This is a genomic window from Amycolatopsis ruanii (assembly GCF_003385175.1).
GTDB classification, from domain to species: Bacteria; Actinomycetota; Actinomycetes; order Mycobacteriales; family Pseudonocardiaceae; genus Amycolatopsis_E; species Amycolatopsis_E thermalba.
Genome location: NZ_PQHY01000027.1, coordinates 23587 through 40365 on the forward strand (window position 1 = coordinate 23587; position 16779 = coordinate 40365).

The 16779-nt window shown below is 71.7% G+C and carries 17 protein-coding genes and 1 tRNA gene; 7 read left to right on the forward strand and 11 right to left on the reverse strand.

All coding sequences use genetic code 11. From position 1 onward, the window contains the following. Nucleotides 1-51 precede the first annotated feature (51 nt). The 4 genes from D0D28_RS16870 to D0D28_RS16885 all read right to left on the reverse strand — a co-directional run bounded on the left by D0D28_RS16870 (nt 52) and on the right by D0D28_RS16885 (nt 2675). Nucleotides 52-127, reverse strand: a tRNA-His gene (locus D0D28_RS16870). A 72-nt stretch (nt 128-199) separates the two neighbouring features. Then, nucleotides 200-808 carry an oligoribonuclease gene (gene orn, locus D0D28_RS16875; protein ID WP_094006148.1) on the reverse strand — a complete coding sequence of 203 codons (609 nt, stop codon included), beginning with the start codon at nt 806-808 and terminating at the stop codon, nt 200-202. Between the two features lie 84 nt (nt 809-892). After that, nucleotides 893-1813: a S1C family serine protease gene (locus D0D28_RS16880; RefSeq protein WP_429728072.1), complete on the reverse strand. Its 921-nt coding sequence runs from the start codon at nt 1811-1813 to the stop codon at nt 893-895. A gap of 82 nt (nt 1814-1895) precedes the next feature. Next, nucleotides 1896-2675, reverse strand: a complete 780-nt coding sequence (locus D0D28_RS16885) for a ribosomal RNA small subunit methyltransferase A (RefSeq protein WP_233157313.1) — start codon at nt 2673-2675, stop codon at nt 1896-1898. A 238-nt stretch (nt 2676-2913) separates the two neighbouring features. Here D0D28_RS16885 and D0D28_RS16890 point away from each other — a divergent pair, with 238 nt between their 5' ends. The 3 genes from D0D28_RS16890 (at nt 2914) to D0D28_RS16900 (ending at nt 6344) form a co-directional block, all read left to right on the forward strand. Further along, nucleotides 2914-3861, forward strand: coding sequence for a DNA-3-methyladenine glycosylase family protein (locus D0D28_RS16890; protein ID WP_094006150.1), 948 nt, complete (start codon nt 2914-2916; stop codon nt 3859-3861). 461 nt (nt 3862-4322) lie between these two features. Continuing rightward, on the forward strand, nt 4323-5051 hold the full coding sequence (locus D0D28_RS16895) for a M50 family metallopeptidase (protein ID WP_094006151.1): 729 nt from the start codon (nt 4323-4325) through the stop codon (nt 5049-5051). Between the two features lie 51 nt (nt 5052-5102). Beyond that, nucleotides 5103-6344, forward strand: a complete 1242-nt coding sequence (locus tag D0D28_RS16900) for an aldehyde dehydrogenase family protein (RefSeq protein ID WP_116111237.1) — start codon at nt 5103-5105, stop codon at nt 6342-6344. 260 nt (nt 6345-6604) lie between these two features. Here the strand turns inward: D0D28_RS16900 and D0D28_RS16905 are convergent, their stop codons facing one another. The 5 genes from D0D28_RS16905 to ccrA form a co-directional block, all read right to left on the reverse strand. Then, nucleotides 6605-6949, reverse strand: a complete 345-nt coding sequence (locus D0D28_RS16905) for a DUF4190 domain-containing protein (protein WP_116111238.1) — start codon at nt 6947-6949, stop codon at nt 6605-6607. Between the two features lie 160 nt (nt 6950-7109). Next, the gene (locus tag D0D28_RS16910) at nt 7110-8063 is read right to left on the reverse strand and encodes an adenylate/guanylate cyclase domain-containing protein (RefSeq protein WP_094006153.1); all 954 of its coding nucleotides are present in this window, start codon (nt 8061-8063) and stop codon (nt 7110-7112) included. A 6-nt stretch (nt 8064-8069) separates the two neighbouring features. Further along, entirely contained in the window at nt 8070-8519 is a 450-nt protein-coding gene (locus D0D28_RS16915; protein ID WP_017984484.1) for a universal stress protein, read from the reverse strand. A 556-nt stretch (nt 8520-9075) separates the two neighbouring features. Next, the gene (locus D0D28_RS16920) at nt 9076-10137 is read right to left on the reverse strand and encodes a chromosome segregation protein (protein WP_116111239.1); all 1062 of its coding nucleotides are present in this window, start codon (nt 10135-10137) and stop codon (nt 9076-9078) included. Nucleotides 10138-10151: 14 nt separating this feature from the next. Further along, on the reverse strand, nt 10152-11489 hold the full coding sequence (gene ccrA, locus D0D28_RS16925) for a crotonyl-CoA carboxylase/reductase (protein ID WP_116111240.1): 1338 nt from the start codon (nt 11487-11489) through the stop codon (nt 10152-10154). A gap of 178 nt (nt 11490-11667) precedes the next feature. Between ccrA and D0D28_RS16930 the strand changes: the two genes are divergently transcribed. Next, nucleotides 11668-12042, forward strand: coding sequence for an SPW repeat protein (locus tag D0D28_RS16930; protein ID WP_094006156.1), 375 nt, complete (start codon nt 11668-11670; stop codon nt 12040-12042). Nucleotides 12043-12124: 82 nt separating this feature from the next. After that, nucleotides 12125-12715 (forward strand): TetR/AcrR family transcriptional regulator, encoded by a 591-nt coding sequence (locus tag D0D28_RS16935; protein ID WP_094006157.1) that lies wholly within the window; start codon nt 12125-12127, stop codon nt 12713-12715. Here D0D28_RS16935 and mce read toward each other — a convergent pair. After that, on the reverse strand, nt 12712-13155 hold the full coding sequence (mce, locus tag D0D28_RS16940; protein WP_094006158.1) for a methylmalonyl-CoA epimerase: 444 nt from the start codon (nt 13153-13155) through the stop codon (nt 12712-12714). The genes D0D28_RS16935 and mce overlap by 4 nt on opposite strands. A 118-nt stretch (nt 13156-13273) precedes the next feature. On the opposite strand from mce, the gene D0D28_RS16945 reads away from it, so the two are divergent. Then, nucleotides 13274-14461 carry an acetyl-CoA C-acetyltransferase gene (locus tag D0D28_RS16945; RefSeq protein ID WP_094006159.1) on the forward strand — a complete coding sequence of 396 codons (1188 nt, stop codon included), beginning with the start codon at nt 13274-13276 and terminating at the stop codon, nt 14459-14461. Then, nucleotides 14461-15429 (forward strand): methylmalonyl Co-A mutase-associated GTPase MeaB, encoded by a 969-nt coding sequence (gene meaB, locus D0D28_RS16950; RefSeq protein WP_116111241.1) that lies wholly within the window; start codon nt 14461-14463, stop codon nt 15427-15429. Before D0D28_RS16945 ends, meaB begins: the two co-directional genes overlap by 1 nt. On the opposite strand, the gene D0D28_RS16955 is transcribed toward meaB, so the two are convergent. Beyond that, entirely contained in the window at nt 15409-16767 is a 1359-nt protein-coding gene (locus tag D0D28_RS16955) for a PLP-dependent aminotransferase family protein (RefSeq protein WP_116111242.1), read from the reverse strand. The two genes, meaB and D0D28_RS16955, sit on opposite strands and share 21 nt — an antisense overlap. Between the last annotated feature and the right edge of the window lie 12 nt (nt 16768-16779).

Below are 16779 nucleotides of genomic sequence, written 5' to 3' on the forward strand. Positions count from 1 at the left end.
TGACGAACCCCACCCGGCGAGGCCGCGAAGCGACCGAGCAGGGTGGGGCCATGGGGTGAGTGACGGGACTTGAACCCGCGACTTCCTGGACCACAACCAGGTGCTCTACCAGCTGAGCTACACCCACCACGTGGGGCGTCTTGCGATCGCCACCAGCCGGGATATCGTAGCGTGCCCGCGAGCGGGGGCACGCGGGGGGTCACTTGGTGTGTTTGAGCTGCACTTCGGCGGCCGCGGCGCGGGCTTCGTCGGTGCTGGGGCCGGGCAGGGGCACGAACGCGGTGCGCCGGTAGTAGTCGAGTTCGCTGATGGATTCCTTGATGTCGGCGAGTGCCCGGTGCGCGAGGCCCTTCTCGGGCTTGGCGTAGTAGATGCGGGGGTACCAGCGCCGCACGAGTTCCTTGACCGAGGACACGTCGACCATGCGGTAGTGCAGGTGGGCGTCGAGGGCCGGCATGTCGCGGGCGATGAATCCGCGGTCGGTGGCGATGGAGTTGCCGGCGAGGGGGGCGCTGTTGGCTTCGGGGACGTGGGTCCGGATGTAGTCGAGGACGCGTTGTTCGGCTTCCTCGAGGGTGGTGACGGAGCGGCGGACTTCGTCGGTGAGCCCGGATTTGGCGTGCATTTCGCGCACGACGTCGGGCATGCCGGCGAGCACGTCGTCATCGGCGTGGATGACGAGGTCGAGGCCGTCGCCGAGGATGTTGAGGTCGGCGTCGGTCACCAGGGCGGCGATTTCGATCAGGGCGTCCTTCGCGAGGTCCAGCCCTGTCATCTCGCAGTCGATCCAGACAAGACGGTCGGTCACCGGGAAACCCTAACGCGGGCCGCGCGCGGGGACCGTCCGGCACAGCGGAACGGGCCGCCCCGACCGCGGCCCGTTCCGGGTGTGTCAGCTGTTCTCGATCTGCGCGATGATCGTCTTGGCGTCGTCGATGGGGATGGCGAAGCCGATGCCGACGGATCCGGTGGAGGTGGCCGACGGGCTGTAGAGGGCGGAGTTGATGCCGATGACCTCGCCGTTCATGTTGACGAGTGGTCCGCCGGAGTTGCCCTGGTTGATGGAGGCGTCGGTTTGGATGGCGGTGTAGCTGGGGCTGTCGCTGGCGGTGTTGGCGGTCTGCCCGAACGGGGTGTCCGGCTCGCCGCTGGAGATGTCGGAGAGGTCGCGGTCGACGGCGCTGACGATGCCCGAGGTGACGGTGTTCTGCAGTCCGCCGGGGGAGCCGATGGCGACGACCTGTTCGCCGACCTGCACCTTGCCGGAGTCGCCGAGGGTGGCGGCGGTGAGGCCGCTGGCGCCTTTGGCTTGCAGGACGGCGATGTCGGCCTTGGTGTCCGCGCCGAGGACGCTGGCCTGGTACTCGGTGCCGTCGGACAGGGTGATGGTGACGTCGCCGACGGCGTCGGACACAACGTGCGCGTTGGTGAGGATCTTGCCGTCGGCGGTCAGGATCACGCCGGATCCGATGGCCTCGCCCTGGCGGGTCGTGACGTTGACCTGCACGACGCTCGACAGGACCTTGGCGGCGACGGCGCTGACGTCGGTGTTCGTGGTGCTGGACACCGTGGTCGCGGACGTGGCCGTGCCCGTGGAGGTGCCGCTGTCGAGGGCCACGACGGCGGCTCCGCTGGCGCCGCCGATCACGGCCGCGGCGAGGGTGCCGGCGGTGACGAGTGCGGCGACGCGCTTCTTCTTGGGCCGCGGGGGCGTGAGCACCGGCGCGGCCGCGACCGGCTGCTGGTAGTGGGGGTGGCTGTAGGTCGGCGGGACCCCGCCGGCCTGGCTCGCCCGGAACTCGTTCTCGTTCATGCTCATGAGGTTGGTCCGCGTTCTTGTGAGAATCCTGTGGAGCGACCCGGAAATCTCCTGAGAAGATTTTCCTGAGAGTTCGTCACTCCCGGAGCCGTTTCGGCAGGGCCGGCCAGGTGCGGCCGGGGGACAGGTCGCGCGCCAGGCGTGCCCAGGCGTGGGGCGGGACGGTGGCGGCGGGTTCGGTCGGCTGGATTCCGGCGCGGCGCAGGGCGCGCCGGTCGAACAGCCGGTCCGCCGGTGCGGTGGGGTGGCGGTAGGCGCTGGACAGGACTGTCCACAGTGCTCGTTCGGCCGAGCGGGGGAACGAGTTGCGGCGGATCGCCAGGTGCGCGGAGTCGACGCGCGGTGGCGGGGAGAAGTGGTGCGGGCCGATCCGGGTCACCAGTTCGAGGTCGAAGCGGGCGGCCCACCACGCCTGTTCGAGCTGGCGGGGCACGGTCGCGCAGATCCGTTTGGCGAAGCCCCATTCGACGATCACCGCGGCACGGTGGAGCGCGGTGCGGGCGGTGAGCATGCGACGCAGGATCGTGGTCGACAGCGCGTACGGGAGATTGGCCACCAGCAGGAACTTCCTTCGGGGCAGGGGAATGTCGCGGGCGTCGCCGTGCACGACGCGAACGTTCGGCCGATCACCGAAATGGGTGGTCAGGCGGCGCACGAAGTGGTCATCTCGCTCGACGGCGAGAATGCGCGCGCCGGTGGCGGCGAGGTGACGGGTGAGGGCGCCCTGTCCGGCGCCGATCTCCAGGACGAGATCGTCACCGCCGACGGTGCAGGATTGGACGAGTTGTGCGGCGATCGCCGGTGTGGCAAGGAAATGCACGCCGGCGGATCGCCCGGCACGGGGTGCCGAGGGCATGGGAACTCCACGTCATGAGAGCGGGCAGGAAGCTCATGACGCAGCGGCCGGCGGTGGGGAACTCGGTGTGGAAGGGCAGCCACTGCGTCAGGCGCGCCGCAAGCGGGCGAACACCATGCAGGACTGCGAGAACATACCCATGGCCCCACCGTAGCGAGGCGGGCAACTGGTTTTCCCGGAATTGTCGGTGGGTCCCGCTACCGTCATCCCATCATCGTCGAACCGAAGGAGAGCAACGATGACGAGCAGTGTGACGGGCACCGTCGAGATCGCTGTGCCGGGGCCGTTCGACCTCGCGGCGGCGGCCGGTTTCCTGGAGGGGTTCGCGCCGGCGTCGCGCCCGGACGCGGCGGAGGAGCCGGGCACGCTCCGGCTGGCCTTCCCGTTGCCGGGCAGGTGGGTGCATACGGGGGTGCGGGTGCGGCAGCGGGCGCCGGGGTCCGTCGAAGTCACTGTGGTGGCGGGGCAAGCGGATGTCGAGGAGGCGGCGCGGCACGTGGCGCGGATCCTGTCACTGGACGTGGACGGCTCCGGTTTCGCGGCGGTCGGTGAGCGAGATCCGGTGGTGGGTGCGTTGCAGGCGCGGTATCCCGGGTTGCGGCCGGTGCTGTTCACGTCGCCGTACGAGGCCGCCTGCTGGGCGATCATCGGCCAGCGGATCCGGTTCACGCAGGCGGCGTTGTTCAAACAACGCATCGCTGAACGGCACGGTGAGCAGCTCGATGTCGACGGGCGTCCGTTGTGGTCGTTCCCGGCGCCGGCGGAGTTGCTGGAGATGCCCGCGCCGTCGTGGCTGCCGGAGATCAAAGTGGACCGTCTGCGCGTGGTCGCCGAAGCCGCGCTGACCGGCGTCCTCGACCCGGATGCCTTGCGCGCGGCGGATCCCGCGGATGCCCTGGACGCACTGCGCGCCCTGCCTGGTGTGGGGGCGTTCTCGGCGCAGCTGATCCTGATCCGCGGCGCCGGCCACCCGGACGTCTTCCCCACGGACGAGCGATACCTGCTCGAGGAGATGCGCCGGGCCTACGACCGCCCCGCCGCATCGACCACGGAACTCGCCTCGATCGCCGATGCGTGGGCCCCGTACCGCAGCTGGGCAGCCCTCCTGTTCCGAGTGGACCGCACCCACCACCCGATGCCCAGCGCGGCCGGGGCAGCGACGGAGGCGCCAACGCAAGCCGCCTGACACATCGCCCGCACCGTCACGTGGGCGGGAGCTGCCACCGTGCCTGGCAGAGCGCCCACGCTGCTACCTCGGTGAGAGGGGCCGCCGCGTGCGGGGATGGCAGGGCCTCGCTCTCTCACCTCGGTTGGGGAGGAGCCGCTGCATGTGAGGTGGCGGGGCCTTGCTCTGTCCCCTCGGGCGGGGAACTGACGCGTGGGGCCTGACGGGGCCTCGCTCTGTCACCTCGGCCCGGAGAGCCGTCGCACGCGGCCCGGCGGGGCGTCGCTCTGTCAACACGCCCGGGCGGAGCTGCCGCGCGGGGTCTGATGGGGCGCCGCTCTGTCAACACGGCCGGGCGGAGCTGCGGCGTGCGGCCGTGTTGCGAGGCGGGTCCGGTCCCGCACCCAACTACCAGTGAAGGAGCTGTGAACGCGATGGGGGTGATTACAGGGAGTGCACCCCACATGTGGTGAGCTTCGCGCGTGAACGAGGCGACGGCAGAGTTCGACGTGCTGGCGGGTCTCTTCGGGGCGCAGCCGGATCCGTCCATTCCGGTGCCGCTGGTGACCGGCGGTGTGGCGCTCCTGCTGGTGCTGTCCGGCGCGCCCTGGCGGATGGCCCGCAACGTGGTGACGATCGTGCACGAGGCGGGTCACGCGCTGGTCGCGGTGCTGGCCGGGCGTCGTCTGCAGGGGATCAAGCTGCACTCCGACACCTCGGGCGTCACGGTCTCCCGGGGCAAGCCCGAGGGCCCGGGCATGGTGCTGACCGCCCTCGCGGGCTATCCGGCGCCCGGGATCCTCGGCCTGGCCTTCGCGAGCCTGCTGGCCGCGGGCCGCATCACGGTGCTGCTCGCGCTCGCCGCGTTGCTGCTGCTCGGCGTCCTGGTCATGGTCCGTAACGCCTACGGCGTGCTGTCCGTGGTCCTCACCGCCGGCGGGCTCGCGGTGGTCGCGCTGGTCGCCGGGCCGCAGGTGCAAGCGTGGTTCATCTACCTGATCACGTGGTTCCTGCTGCTGGGCGGGCTCCGGCCGGTCATCGAGCTGCAGATGAAACGGCGGCGCGGCGCGGCGCGGGACTCCGACGCGGACCAGCTCGCCCGGCTGACCGGCGTCCCGGCCGCGCTGTGGATGCTCATGCTCGGCGTGATCGCGGTCACGTGCCTGTTCGTCGGCGGCGTCTGGCTGCTCGAACCCGCACTGCAGCCCTGACCTGCCCGTGCGGCACACTGGAGGCTCCCAGTTTCCAGCGTGGAGGTAGCGGTGTCCGACGAGGTGGCGAAGGCTGTTGAGGAGTGCGCACGGGCGGCCAAGGCGGCGGCCCCGTCGTTGGCCACCGCGTCGGACGAGGCCATCGACGCGGCGCTGACCGCCATGGCCGGCCGTCTCCTCGACGCCCGCGAGAGCGTCCTGGAGGCCAACCGGGCCGACGTGGCGCGCGCGGAGCAGGAAGGCATGAGCGCCGGACTGCTCGACCGTCTCACGATCACCGAGGAGCGGCTCACCGGCATGGCCGAGCAGCTGCGCCTGCTGGCCGGCTCGCCCCACCCGGAGCGCGCGATCCCGGTGAAGGCGCTGCCCGACGGCCTGCGGCTGGTCGAGCGGCGCCGCCCGGTGGGCGTCATCGGCGCGAACTACGAGGCCCGGCCCAACGTGACGGTCGACGTCGCGTCGCAGCTGGTCAAGTCCCGCAATGGCGGGGTGCTGCGCACCGGTTCGGCCGCGCTGGGCTCCGCGCAGCGACTGCTCGAGGTGGTCATCGCCCCGGCGCTGTCCGACGCGGGTATCGACCCCGCCGTCGTGCAGCTGGTGCCGCGCGTCGAGCGGGGGGCCGCCGCGGCCCTGGTCCGGTTCCCGGACCTGGTGCCGCTGGTCATCCTGCGCGGCAGCGGGGAGAGCACGCGCGCGCTCGCGCTGGAGGCCGCCCAGCACGGCGTCCGGACGCTCGCCCACGCCGACGGCGGTGGCGTGCTGTACGTCGACGAGGCCGCCGACGCCGACAAGGTCCGCGACCTGGTGTTCAACAGCCTGGACCGGCTGGGCGTCTGCAACCGGCTGAACCTGCTGCTCATCCACTCCGCGGTGCACGACCAGCTGTGGCCGGTCATCTCCGAGGCGCTGGCCGCGCGGAAGGTGACGCCGTCCCTGCCGCCGCACGAGCACGCCATCGGCTACGAGTGGGCGCTCGACTCCGACCACGAGGCCACCGTGACCGTCGCGCAGGTCAGCGGCGTGGCCGAGGCGGTCTCGATCGCCAACGAGCAGACCTCCGGCCTGGCGGCGGGCATCGCCACCGAGAACGCCGAGACCGCGACGGCCTTCCTCGACGGCTACACCGGAACCGGCGTGTTCTGGAACGCCCCGACGCGCCTGCTCGACGGCTTCAAGCTCCTCGCCGTGCCGGAGACCGGCATCAACCTGGACCGGGTGCCGGGCCCCCGCGGGCCGGTCACCTACACCGACCTGTACGTGCGCCAGTACGCGGTCCTGCCCGACGGGCGTTGACCTCGGGAAACCCGAATCGGGGGGGGGGCGTGGGAGCCAAAGGGGCTTCCGGAACTGTTGTCGCAGCTCAGGCGATATCCGCCGCACATCGGCCGAGCGTCTGAGGACGGCTGGTTGTCGAGGGCGGTCCACGGCCGTCCCCCGGCTTCACGGCGGACAACCGGGGAGGCTCGTCAAGCTCTACGAGCATCTTCGTGCGGGCCTCGAAGCTGTCGTCAGTGAATCGGGCGTCAAGGAACCCGATCAGTCGTTCATGGTCTTCACACCCAGACGGCGAGGTAGACGACGAGCACCACGACCTCGAAGATTCCGAGAATCAAGCCCCAGGTCGCGGCGCCACCGTTCGTGGCGAGCCGCTGATTGGCCCGGCTGATTCCGATTGAGCCGAACACGATCGCCAGCACACCGAGGAACGGCATCACGAACAACCCGATGATGCCCAGCGCCAACGCCGCGGTACCCATGCTGTTCTGCGGTACGAACACCGGCGCTTGCTGCGGGTACACCTGGTACTGGGGATACTGCTGCTGCCAGCCCTGTGGTGGGTAGGGCGCCTGGTAGGGCTGCTGCTGTTGCGGCGGCCACTGGCCGTAGGGCTGGGTCATTCGGTGACTCCTCGCTGATGTTCTCCCGGGCGGTATCGGTGGTCGGGCCTCTGGTGTGACGCATCATTGAACGATGTCCTCGAACCGTTATCCATGATCACGGCTGTTCGCATTCGAGGACGGCTCTACGCGGCTGGCAAGTGCGGGCTTTCGGCCCTGGCTAGCCGCGCCGGAGCACGTATGGGTGCAGCCGCGTGTAGCCGCGCACGGTCACCGGGCGGCGGGAGCGCACGGCGAAACCCGGCAGGTCGGCCAGTTCGCCCGCCAGTTCGCGGTCGATCAGCACCGTTCCGGGGCGCGCTACCGACGTGAGCCGCGCGGCCACGTTCACGACCGATCCGTACACGTCGCCGAAGCGGCTCAGGATCCGGCCGGCCGCCAGGCCGGCCCGCACTTCCGGCAGTTCGGCGTCGGCCGCGGTGCGCTCGGTCAGCGTCAGCGCGATCCCGGCCGCGTCGGCCGGCGCGTCGGCCACGAACAGCACCTCGTCGCCGATCATCTTCACCACGCGGCCGTGGTGGTCGGCGATGACCTCGGTCGCGAGCAGCTCGAAGCTTTCCAGCACGGCGCTGAGTTCGCTCTCGGCCAGGCGCCGGGTCAGCCGCGTGTAGCCGACCATGTCGACGAACCCGACGACCTCGGTCCGCGCCTCCAGGTCCTCCTCGGGCGACGCCAGCGCCCGCCCGGCGAAGGCCGCCAGGTGCCGCCGCCACACGAAGTCCTGCACCCGCTGCAACTCCGGCAGCAGGCGCTCGACGAGCGTGACGATCTGCGCGTCGTCCCGGCCGAGGCCCTCGTTCTCGGTGATCAGCGTCCACAGCATCCGCACCTGCCACTCCGCGAGCCGCGACAGGTGCAGGCCGAGCGTGCGGGCCACCGGCGCCTCCAGGCCCTGGTCGAGCAGCCCGGAGGAGATCAGCTGGTCGGCGGTGCGCACGGCGTCGATGTCGGCGTCGGTGAAGACCACTTCGTCGTCGCCGACCGTGGCGAACCCCAGCGCACGCCAGAGGCGGGTGGCCCGTTCGATGGGCACACCCGCCTTGTCGGCCACCTCGAGCCGGGTGTAGCGGCGCTTGCCGCCGAGCAGGATGCTCTCGAGGCGCTCGGAGTCCACGCCGGCCTACGTGGTGTGCACGATCAGGACGTCGACCCCCGACTTGCGCGCCGCCTCGGACGGCACCGACCCGAGCAGGCGCCCGGTGAGCGTGTTCAGCCCGCGGTTGCCGACGACCAGCAGGTCGGCCGACTTGTCGGAGACGACCTTGCGCAGCGCCTCGACCGGCTCGCCCACCACGGCGATGGTCTCGGTCGAGCCCGCGCCTGCCTTGAGGGCGCGGTCGCGGGCGCTGCGGAGGGTGTCCTCGGCCGGCGCCGAGCCGACCACCTGGTAGGCCTCCTCGCCCAGGACGTCCTGGGCCTTCTCCACGTCCTGCCTGCTCGCCGGGTAGTAGGCGCACACGATGACGAGCGTGGCGCCGGAGTCCGCGGCCACGGCCGCCGCCCGGTCGACCGCGCGGAACGATGAATCAGACCCGTCCGTACCGACAACCACGGTCCGGTATGCAGCCATCCCAATACCTCCGGCAAGGGTGCGCGCCTGTGCGCTTTCGCAAGTGGCGCCCTAGGTTACTCGCCAGTCGGTTTCTGCGCAGCCCCGCCACCGGTGAGGTTTGCCCGTTCTTCGGCGGGCCGTGACAGCATGCCCCGCGCGCCTCGTCACCTGGGGACAACCGCCCCGGTGACAGGTGCTCGACAGCGGAGGGCTGGTGGGCGGCGGGGCCGGAGGGCCAGTCCAGCTGGTCCGGTGCTGACCGGAGCGGGGCGCTGTGTGGGTCCGGCCGAGGCGCCAGCTCTTCCGGGCCGCGCTGTGCTGCGAGTGGGGCGCATCCTGACCACCGGCGGGACCTGCATGACGGCAGGCCGGCTCAGGCAGTGGCTCAGTCCCCGCCTGGCCTCACTCCCTGCGGGGAGGGAGGGGTTCCGGCCGAAGAGGGACGCCCGTCCGGATCCCTGTCGAGGTGTCGCTGCCGCTCGGGAGTGGCTCGTTGCCGAGGTGTCACTGCCGCTCGGGAGTGGCTCGTCGCCGAGGTGTCACTGCCGCTCGGCAGTGGCTCCTCCGCCGGGCTTCACTGCCGTCCCGACGGTTTTCCCGCTGGGGCGGCCTCGCGTTCCTCCGGCAGCGGCTCGATCACCGGTTCGGCCTCGCCGAGGACTGAGTCGGCCTCTACCAGCACTTCGCGCGCTGCCTTGACCTGTTCGGCGATTGCGGCGCGCAGCTTCCGCAACGCCTCGACCCGGTCGGCCGCCGCGTTGATGCGGCGCGTCGACTCCTCCGTGGCTTCCCGCACGCGGCGGGCCGCCTCGTCCGACGCTTCCGCCAGGCGGGCGTTCGCCTCGGTGATCGACTCCGTCTTGCGCCGGTTGGCGTCCTCGATCGACTCGCGGCGGCGGCGCTCGATCTCGGCCTTCGCGGCGGCCTCCTCCTCCGCGACCTTCTTGCGGATCGCCGCGGCCTCGTCCGTCGCCTCGCGGACGCGGCGCTCGGCTTCCGCCTTGCTCGTCGCCTCCTGCTCCGCCAGCACCCGCATCGCCTCGGTGCGGCGCGCCGCCATCGCGATCTCGAAGTCCTCCTCGACCTGGGTGCGGCGCTGCTCGGCCTCGCGATTCAGCCGGTCGCGCTCCTCCTTGGCCTTGGTCGTGATCGACTCGGCCTCGGCGCGCGCGGTCTCCAGGACCGTGCGGTGCTCGGCCTCCATCTCCTTGCGCCGCGCGTCCAGCTCGGCCAGCAGCTGCTCGTAGCGGGCGCGCATGGCGCTGGCGTCCGACTCGGCCTTCGCCCGGATGTGCCCGGCCTCGGCCTCCGCGCGGGCCCGCGTGTCGGCCGCCTCCTCCTGCGCCAGCCGCAGCATGCGCTGCAACCGCTCGGACAGGCCCTCGACCGTCGTCGGCGGCTGGCCCAGCCGCTCGACCTGGCCGCGCAGGTTCTCGATCTCCCCGCGAGCCTGCTCGAGCTGCCGGGCGAGGTCGCCGGCCTGCGAGATGGCGGCATCCCGGTCGGCGGCGAGCATTTTCAGGTCGCTGTCCAGCCGTTCGAGGTGCTCGTCGACCTGGTGGCGGTCGTAACCGCGCTTGGCCAGGTCGAAACCCGCGCCGAGCGGTACAAGCTCTCGTTCGTCGCCAAGGCTCATACGGCCCAGACTACTTAGGCGCCGCGGAACAAATTGATCCGGTCGATGTGCTTCGACCGCTTCTCCGCGTCGCGCACGCCCAAACCCTCCTCGGGGGCGAGACACAACACACCGACCTTGCCCTGGTGGGCGTTGCGGTGCACGTCCAGCGCGGCCTGCCCGGTCTCGGTCATCGGATACGTCTTCGACAGCGTCGGGTGGATCAGGCCTTTCGCGATCAACCGGTTGGCCTCCCACGACTCGCGGTAATTCGCGAAATGCGACCCGATGATCCGTTTCAGGTTCATCCACAGGTACCGGTTGTCGTACTGGTGCAGGTATCCCGAGGTGGAGGCGCACGTGACGATCGTGCCGCCCTTGCGTGCCGCGTACACCGACGCGCCGAACGTCTCCCGGCCCGGGTGCTCGAACACGATGTCCGGATCCTCACCGCCGGTCAGCTCCCGGATCCGCGCACCGAAGCGCTGCCACTCCTTCGGGTCCTGCGTGTTCTCGTCCCGCCAGAACCGGTAACCCTCCGCGGTCCGGTCGATCACCAGTTCGACACCCATCCGGCGGACGATCGCCGCCTTCTCCGGGCTGGACACCACGCACACCGGGATCGCGCCACCGTTGAGCGCGAACTGCGTCGCGTACGACCCGAGCCCGCCGGAGGCGCCCCAGATCAGCACGACGTCGCCCTGCTTCAGGTTCGCGCCGTTCGTGGTCACCAGCTGCCGGTAGGCGGTGGAGTTGACCAGCCCGGGACAGGCGGCCTCCTCCCAGGTCAGGTGGTCCGGCTTGGGCATCAGCTGGTTGGCCTTGACCAGCGCCAGCTCGGCCAGCCCGCCGAAGTTCGTCTCGAACCCCCAGATCCGCTGGTCGGAGTCGAGCATCGTGTCGTTGTGCCCGTCCGGGCCCTCCAGCTCGACGTTGAGGCAGTGCGCGACGATCTCGTCGCCCGGCTGCCACCGGTGCACGCCCGGCCCGGTGCGCAGCACCTCGCCGGCCGCGTCCGAGCCGACCACGTGGTAGGGCTGGTCGTGGCGCTTGGCCAGCGGCGAGAGCCTGCCGTAGCGCTGCAGGAACTTGAACGTCGGGATCGGCTCGAAGATCGACGTCCACACGGTGTTGTAGTTGATGGCGCTGGCCATCACCGCGATCAGCGCCTCACCGGGCCCCGGCTCGGGCGTGGGCACCTCGTCCACGTGCAGCGACTTGCGCGGGTCCTTGTCGCGGGAGGGGATCCCGTCGAACATGGCGACCTCGTCCGCGTGCACGGTCACGCCGCGGTAGGCCTCGGGCACCGGCAGGGCGCCCACCTCGGCGGTCTCGCCGGTGAGGATCGCGTCCCGGATGTCCGTGATCGTCATGTCGGTCTCCCTGCGCTGGGTCGGAGGAGATGACATTACTGGCCAGTAACGTCCTCCGCCACTGTCCGATTTGACCGTAATCCGGGTGTGATTGACCGGCCGGCCAATCAAGGCGCACCATGGCAGTGCGGAGACCGCGCCGCGTGGTCTCCCGGATCGGGTTCGGAGGTGATCACGAATGGCTGATCGTTCGAAGCGGGCGTGGACCCGTCCGCACGACTGGGCCGAGGTCGTGCTCGGGGTGGTGGCGGTGCTGACGCCACTGTGGGCCGACACCGACACCGCGACCATGTGGACGATGATCGTGCTGGGCGCCCTCATCGCGCTGGACGGCCTGCTTTCGCTGTCCATGCCGGGCCTCGTCTACGGCGAGGGGGTCCAGGTCATCCTCGGGGCGCTGCTGTTCATCGCGCCGTGGGTGATGACCTACACGGCACTGGACGTGGCGGCGTGGTCCTCGTGGATCATCGGCGCCCTGACCGCGATCGCCGGGCTGGCGGCCCTGCCGGTGGCGAACGCGGTGCACCGCGGTGGGATGACGACCGCGCACTGAGGGCAGTCACACCGGTCGGCCCACGACGAGCCGGTTTTCGGTTAGCGTTGTGGGCCGGCGAGCTGTACGAGAGGCGGGCGGAGTGGCGCGGACCGAACACGGGGACGACCTCCCGGCCAAGGAGCGGATCCTCCGCGCGGCCGAGGACCTGTTCGCGGAAAGCGGTTTCGACGCCACTCCGACCTCCCGGATCGCCGAGCGCGCCGGCGTGCCGAAGGGCCTGGTGCACTACTACTTCCGCCGCAAGTCCGACCTGCTGAGCGCGCTGATCAAGCGGTTGCCCGACGAGCAGATCGACGCCACCCGCGTCGTCGTGCCCGGGGACATCGCGGAGAGCCTGCGGCGGCTGGTGTCCGAGCTCGACGCGCGCCTGGCCCGGTCGCGGATGCTGTCCCACCTGCTGTGGCGGGAGGCGGACACCCACCGCGCGGTGCGGGACGCGCTGCACGACCGGTTCCAGCAGCTGGTCCGCCAGGTGCGCACGGTGATCATCGCCGCCGGGGACGGCGCACTGCCGGTGGCCGACGTGGACAGCGCGGCCGGGCTGCTGGCGCTCGCGGTCAGCTACCGGCACTCGGTGGCGCGGCACGGCGGGGACGATCCGCCGGACCTGATGGAGCGGGAGCTGAACTTCATCGCCGACGCGCTGATGGCCCGGCCCGCGCCGGGTTAGTGCGACGCGGCGGGCTCGACCAGCTCGACCAGGACGCCGCCGGCGTCCTTCGGGTGCACGAAGTTGACCTTGCTGTTCGCGGTGCCGCGCTTGGCCTTGTCGTACAGCAGGCGCAGCCCCTTGGCCCGCAGCGCCTCGGCGGCGGCCTCGACGTCGGTGACGCGGTAGGCGACCTGCTGCAGACCGGGGCCCTTGGTGTCGAGGAACTTCCCGATCGTCGAGTCCGGCCGCAGCGGCGCGAGCAGCTGGACGGCGGGGCCGTTCTCGTCGCCCGGCGCGTGCAGCATCGCCTCGCGCACGCCCTGCTCCTCGTTGACCTCGGAGTGCGTGGCGATCATGCCGAAGTTGTCCGCGTAGAAGTCGATCGCGGCGTCCAGATCGGCGACGGCGATGCCGACGTGGTCGATGGTCGTCACGAACGGCTTCAGCGCGTCATTCATAGTGGTGAGGATAAGGCTTGGCACCGCGGTGCGTGGGTGCCGCGGCTCACACCTGTACTGGACGGCCGCTCCGGGTATCGTCGGATCGACCGCCGTCGTTCGTCTGTTGGAGGCTGTTGTGTCCGGTTCCGTCATCCTGGGTGCGGCGCGTACCCCGATCGGGCGTCTGCTCGGTTCACTGAAGGACTTCACCGGGGCGCAGCTCGGCGGGATCGCCATCAAGGCCGCGCTCGAGCAGGCCGGGGTCTCCCCGGACCAGGTGCAGTACACGATCATGGGCCAGGTGCTCACCGCAGGCGCCGGCCAGATCCCGGCGCGGCAGGCCGCGGTGGCCGCCGGCATCCCGATGGACGTGCCCGCGCTGACCATCAACAAGGTGTGCCTGTCCGGCCTGGACGCGATCGCGCTGGCCGACCAGCTCATCCGCGCCGGCGAGTTCGACCTGGTGGTCGCGGGCGGCCAGGAGTCGATGACCCAGGCGCCGCACCTGCTGCCCAAGTCGCGCTCCGGCTTCAAGTACGGCGACACCACGCTGCTCGACCACATGGCCTACGACGGCCTGTTCTGCGCCTTCGACCAGTGCGCGATGGGCGCGTCGACGGAGAAGTACAACTCCCGCTACGGCATCACCCGCGAGGACCAGGACGCCTTCGCGGCCCGCTCGCACCAGCGCGCGGTCGCCGCGACCGAGGCCGGGCGGTTCAAGGCCGAGCTGGCGCCGGTGTCGATCCCGCAGCGCAAGGGCGACCCGGTCGTGTTCGACACCGACGAGGGCGTGCGTGCCGACACCACGGCCGAGAGCCTGGCCAAGCTGCGCCCGGCCTTCGCCGCCGACGGCACCATCACCGCGGGTTCGGCGTCGCAGATCTCCGACGGCGCGGCCGCGGTGATCGTCGCCAGCCGGGCCAAGGCCGAGGAGCTGGGTCTGGAGCCGCTGGCCGAGATCGGCGCGCACGGCGTGGTCGCCGGGCCGGACGCGAGCCTGCACGAGCAGCCGTCCAACGCGATCAAGGCCGCGCTGGCGAAGGCGAAGCTGGACGCGAGCGCGCTGGACCTGGTGGAGATCAACGAGGCGTTCGCCGCGGTCGGCCTGGTGTCGACCAAGGCGCTGGGCATCGACCCGGAGATCGTGAACGTCGACGGCGGCGCCATCGCGCTCGGCCACCCGATCGGCGCGTCCGGCGCCCGGCTGGCCGTGCACCTGGTGCACGAGCTGCGCCGCCGCGGTGGCGGTCTCGGCGCGGCCGGGCTGTGCGGTGGCGGTGGCCAGGGTGACGCGCTGCTGATCAAGGTGCCCGCGCTGTAGTGCCACTGGACGTCGGGGAGCTCGTCGACCGCGCGCGGGAGGGACAGCCGCGCGCGGTCGCCCGGCTGATCTCGCTGGTCGAGGACGCGCACCCGCGCCTGCGCGAGGTGGCCGCGGCGCTCACGCCGCACACCGGGCGGGCGCGGGTGATCGGCCTGACCGGACCGCCCGGGGTCGGCAAGTCGACTTCGACGTCCATGCTGCTGTCCGCGTTGCGCGCGGAGGGCAAGCGGGTCGGGGTGCTGGCGATCGACCCGTCGTCGCCGTTCTCCGGCGGCGCGCTGCTCGGCGACCGGATCCGGATGACCGAGCACGCGACCGATCCGGGCGTGTTCATCCGGTCGATGGCCACCCGCGGGCACCTGGGCGGGCTGTCCTGGGCGACGCCGCAGGCGGTGCGGGTGCTCGACGCCGCCGGGTTCGACGTCGTGCTGATCGAGACCGTCGGTGTTGGACAGTCCGAAGTGGACGTCGTGAAGCTGGCCGACACCACGGTGGTCCTGCTGGCGCCCGGGCTCGGCGACGGGATCCAGGCGGCCAAGGCCGGGGTGCTGGAGATCGCCGACGTGTTCGTGGTGAACAAGGCCGACCGCGACGGCGCGGAGATCGTGGTGCGCGACCTGAAGCAGATGATCGCCTTCGCGCGCCGGGAGATCCGCGGCGAGAGCTGGCGGCAGCCGATCGTGCGCACGGTCGCCGCCCGCGGCGAGGGCGTGCCGGACCTGGTCAAGGCGCTGTCCGAGCACCACGACTGGCTCGCCGCGCACGGGGAGCTGGCCCGCCGCCGCGCCGAGCGGGCCGCGGCCGCGGTGGCCGCGATCGCCCTGCGCGAGCTGCAGGCGCGGCTGACCGACCTGCACGGCGGCGGGCACCTGCCGTCGGTGGCGAAGAAGGTCGTCGACCGCGAGCTGGACCCCTACACCGCCGCGGACGAGCTGCTGGCCGCGTTACGGTCCGACCGCGCGTAGCCCGTCCACCAGCGCCTCCACCGCGGGGCCGAACGCGTGCTCGGCCGGGGTCGCGTAGCCGATCACCAGCCCGCCGGGACCGGAGCCCATCCAGTAGCGGCTCAGGTGGTCCACCGCCACCGACCGGCGGCGCAGCGCGCGCAGCACCGCAGCCTCGCCGGGCACGCGCAGCACCAGGTGCAGCCCGGCGGAGATGCCTTCCGGCACGAACTCCGGCGGCAGTGCCGCGAGCAGCCGGTCCCGGCGGCGGCGGTAGGCGACGCGGCGCTGCCGGACGTGCCGGTCGTAGGCGCCGGAGTTCAGCAGGTCGGCGAGGACCAGGTGGTCCACCACCGGCGACCGCCAGCCCAGCGCCGCCATCGTGTCGCGCACCGGGCCGACCAGGCGCCGCGGCAGGACCAGCCACCCGATCCGCAACGCCGGCGCGAGCGTCTTGCTGACCCCGCCCGCGTAGACGATCCGCTCCGGCGCCAGCGACTGCACCGCCCCGACCGGCTGGCGGTCGAACCGGAACTCGCCGTCGTAGTCGTCCTCGATCACCAGGCCGCCCGCCGCCGCCCAGCCGGCCAGCGCGGAGCGGCGTTCCGGCGCGAGCGTGACCCCGAGCGGGTACTGGTGCGCGGCCGTCACGACCGCCACCGGACTGTCCAGGTCGGACACCCGGATCCCGCGCTCGTCCACCGGCACCGGCACGATCTTCGCGCCGCCCCGGGCCGCGCCCTCGCGGAACTCCGGCAGCGACGGGTCCTCGAAGGCGATCTCGTCGAACAGGTGGCCCAGCACGCCGATCGCGTGCGAGTAGCCGCCGCACACCACGATCCGGTCCGGCTCCGCGAGCACGCCGCGGCTGCGCGCGAGGTACCGGGCCAGTGCTTCGCGCAGCGCGGCCGGCCCGGCCGGATCGCCGTAGTCGAACGAGCCCGCGGGCATCGACTGCACGACCCGGCGCGTGGCGGACGCCCACGCCGCACGCGGGAACGCCGACAGGTCCGGCCGCCCGGGGAACAGGTCCCAGCGCGCGTCCCGGAACCAGGCGGAGGTGGGCGGCCCGGACTTCTCGCGTGGTTCGGCCGGGGTGCGCGTGTCCGCGGCCACCCGGGTCGGCGCGCCCTGCCTGGTGCGCAGGTACCCCTCGGCGGTCAGGTCGTTGTAGACGCGCGTGACGGTGCCGCGGGCGATGCCGAGGTCGGCCGCGAGCGCGCGCGTGGACGGCAGCGCCGTGCCGGGGGCGAGCCGGCCTTCGCGGACGGCGCGCCGCAACGCGTCGGCCAGCCCGCGCCGCCCCTCGGACGGCGACCAGTCGAGATGCAGATCGGAACTGGACCACGAACCTGTCACGAAACTGGACCA

Coding starts and splice junctions, on each gene's coding strand:
- D0D28_RS16880 (WP_429728072.1), bottom strand. CDS start 1,813: ATGAACGAGAACGAGTTCCGGGCGAGCCAGGCCGGCGGGGTCCCGCCG.
- D0D28_RS16885 (WP_233157313.1), bottom strand. CDS start 2,675: ATGCCCTCGGCACCCCGTGCCGGGCGATCCGCCGGCGTGCATTTCCTT.
- D0D28_RS16890 (WP_094006150.1), top strand. CDS start 2,914: ATGACGAGCAGTGTGACGGGCACCGTCGAGATCGCTGTGCCGGGGCCG.
- D0D28_RS16905 (WP_116111238.1), bottom strand. CDS start 6,949: ATGACCCAGCCCTACGGCCAGTGGCCGCCGCAACAGCAGCAGCCCTAC.
- D0D28_RS16915 (WP_017984484.1), bottom strand. CDS start 8,519: ATGGCTGCATACCGGACCGTGGTTGTCGGTACGGACGGGTCTGATTCA.
- D0D28_RS16920 (WP_116111239.1), bottom strand. CDS start 10,137: ATGAGCCTTGGCGACGAACGAGAGCTTGTACCGCTCGGCGCGGGTTTC.
- ccrA (WP_116111240.1), bottom strand. CDS start 11,489: ATGACGATCACGGACATCCGGGACGCGATCCTCACCGGCGAGACCGCC.
- D0D28_RS16930 (WP_094006156.1), top strand. CDS start 11,668: ATGGCTGATCGTTCGAAGCGGGCGTGGACCCGTCCGCACGACTGGGCC.
- mce (WP_094006158.1), bottom strand. CDS start 13,155: ATGAATGACGCGCTGAAGCCGTTCGTGACGACCATCGACCACGTCGGC.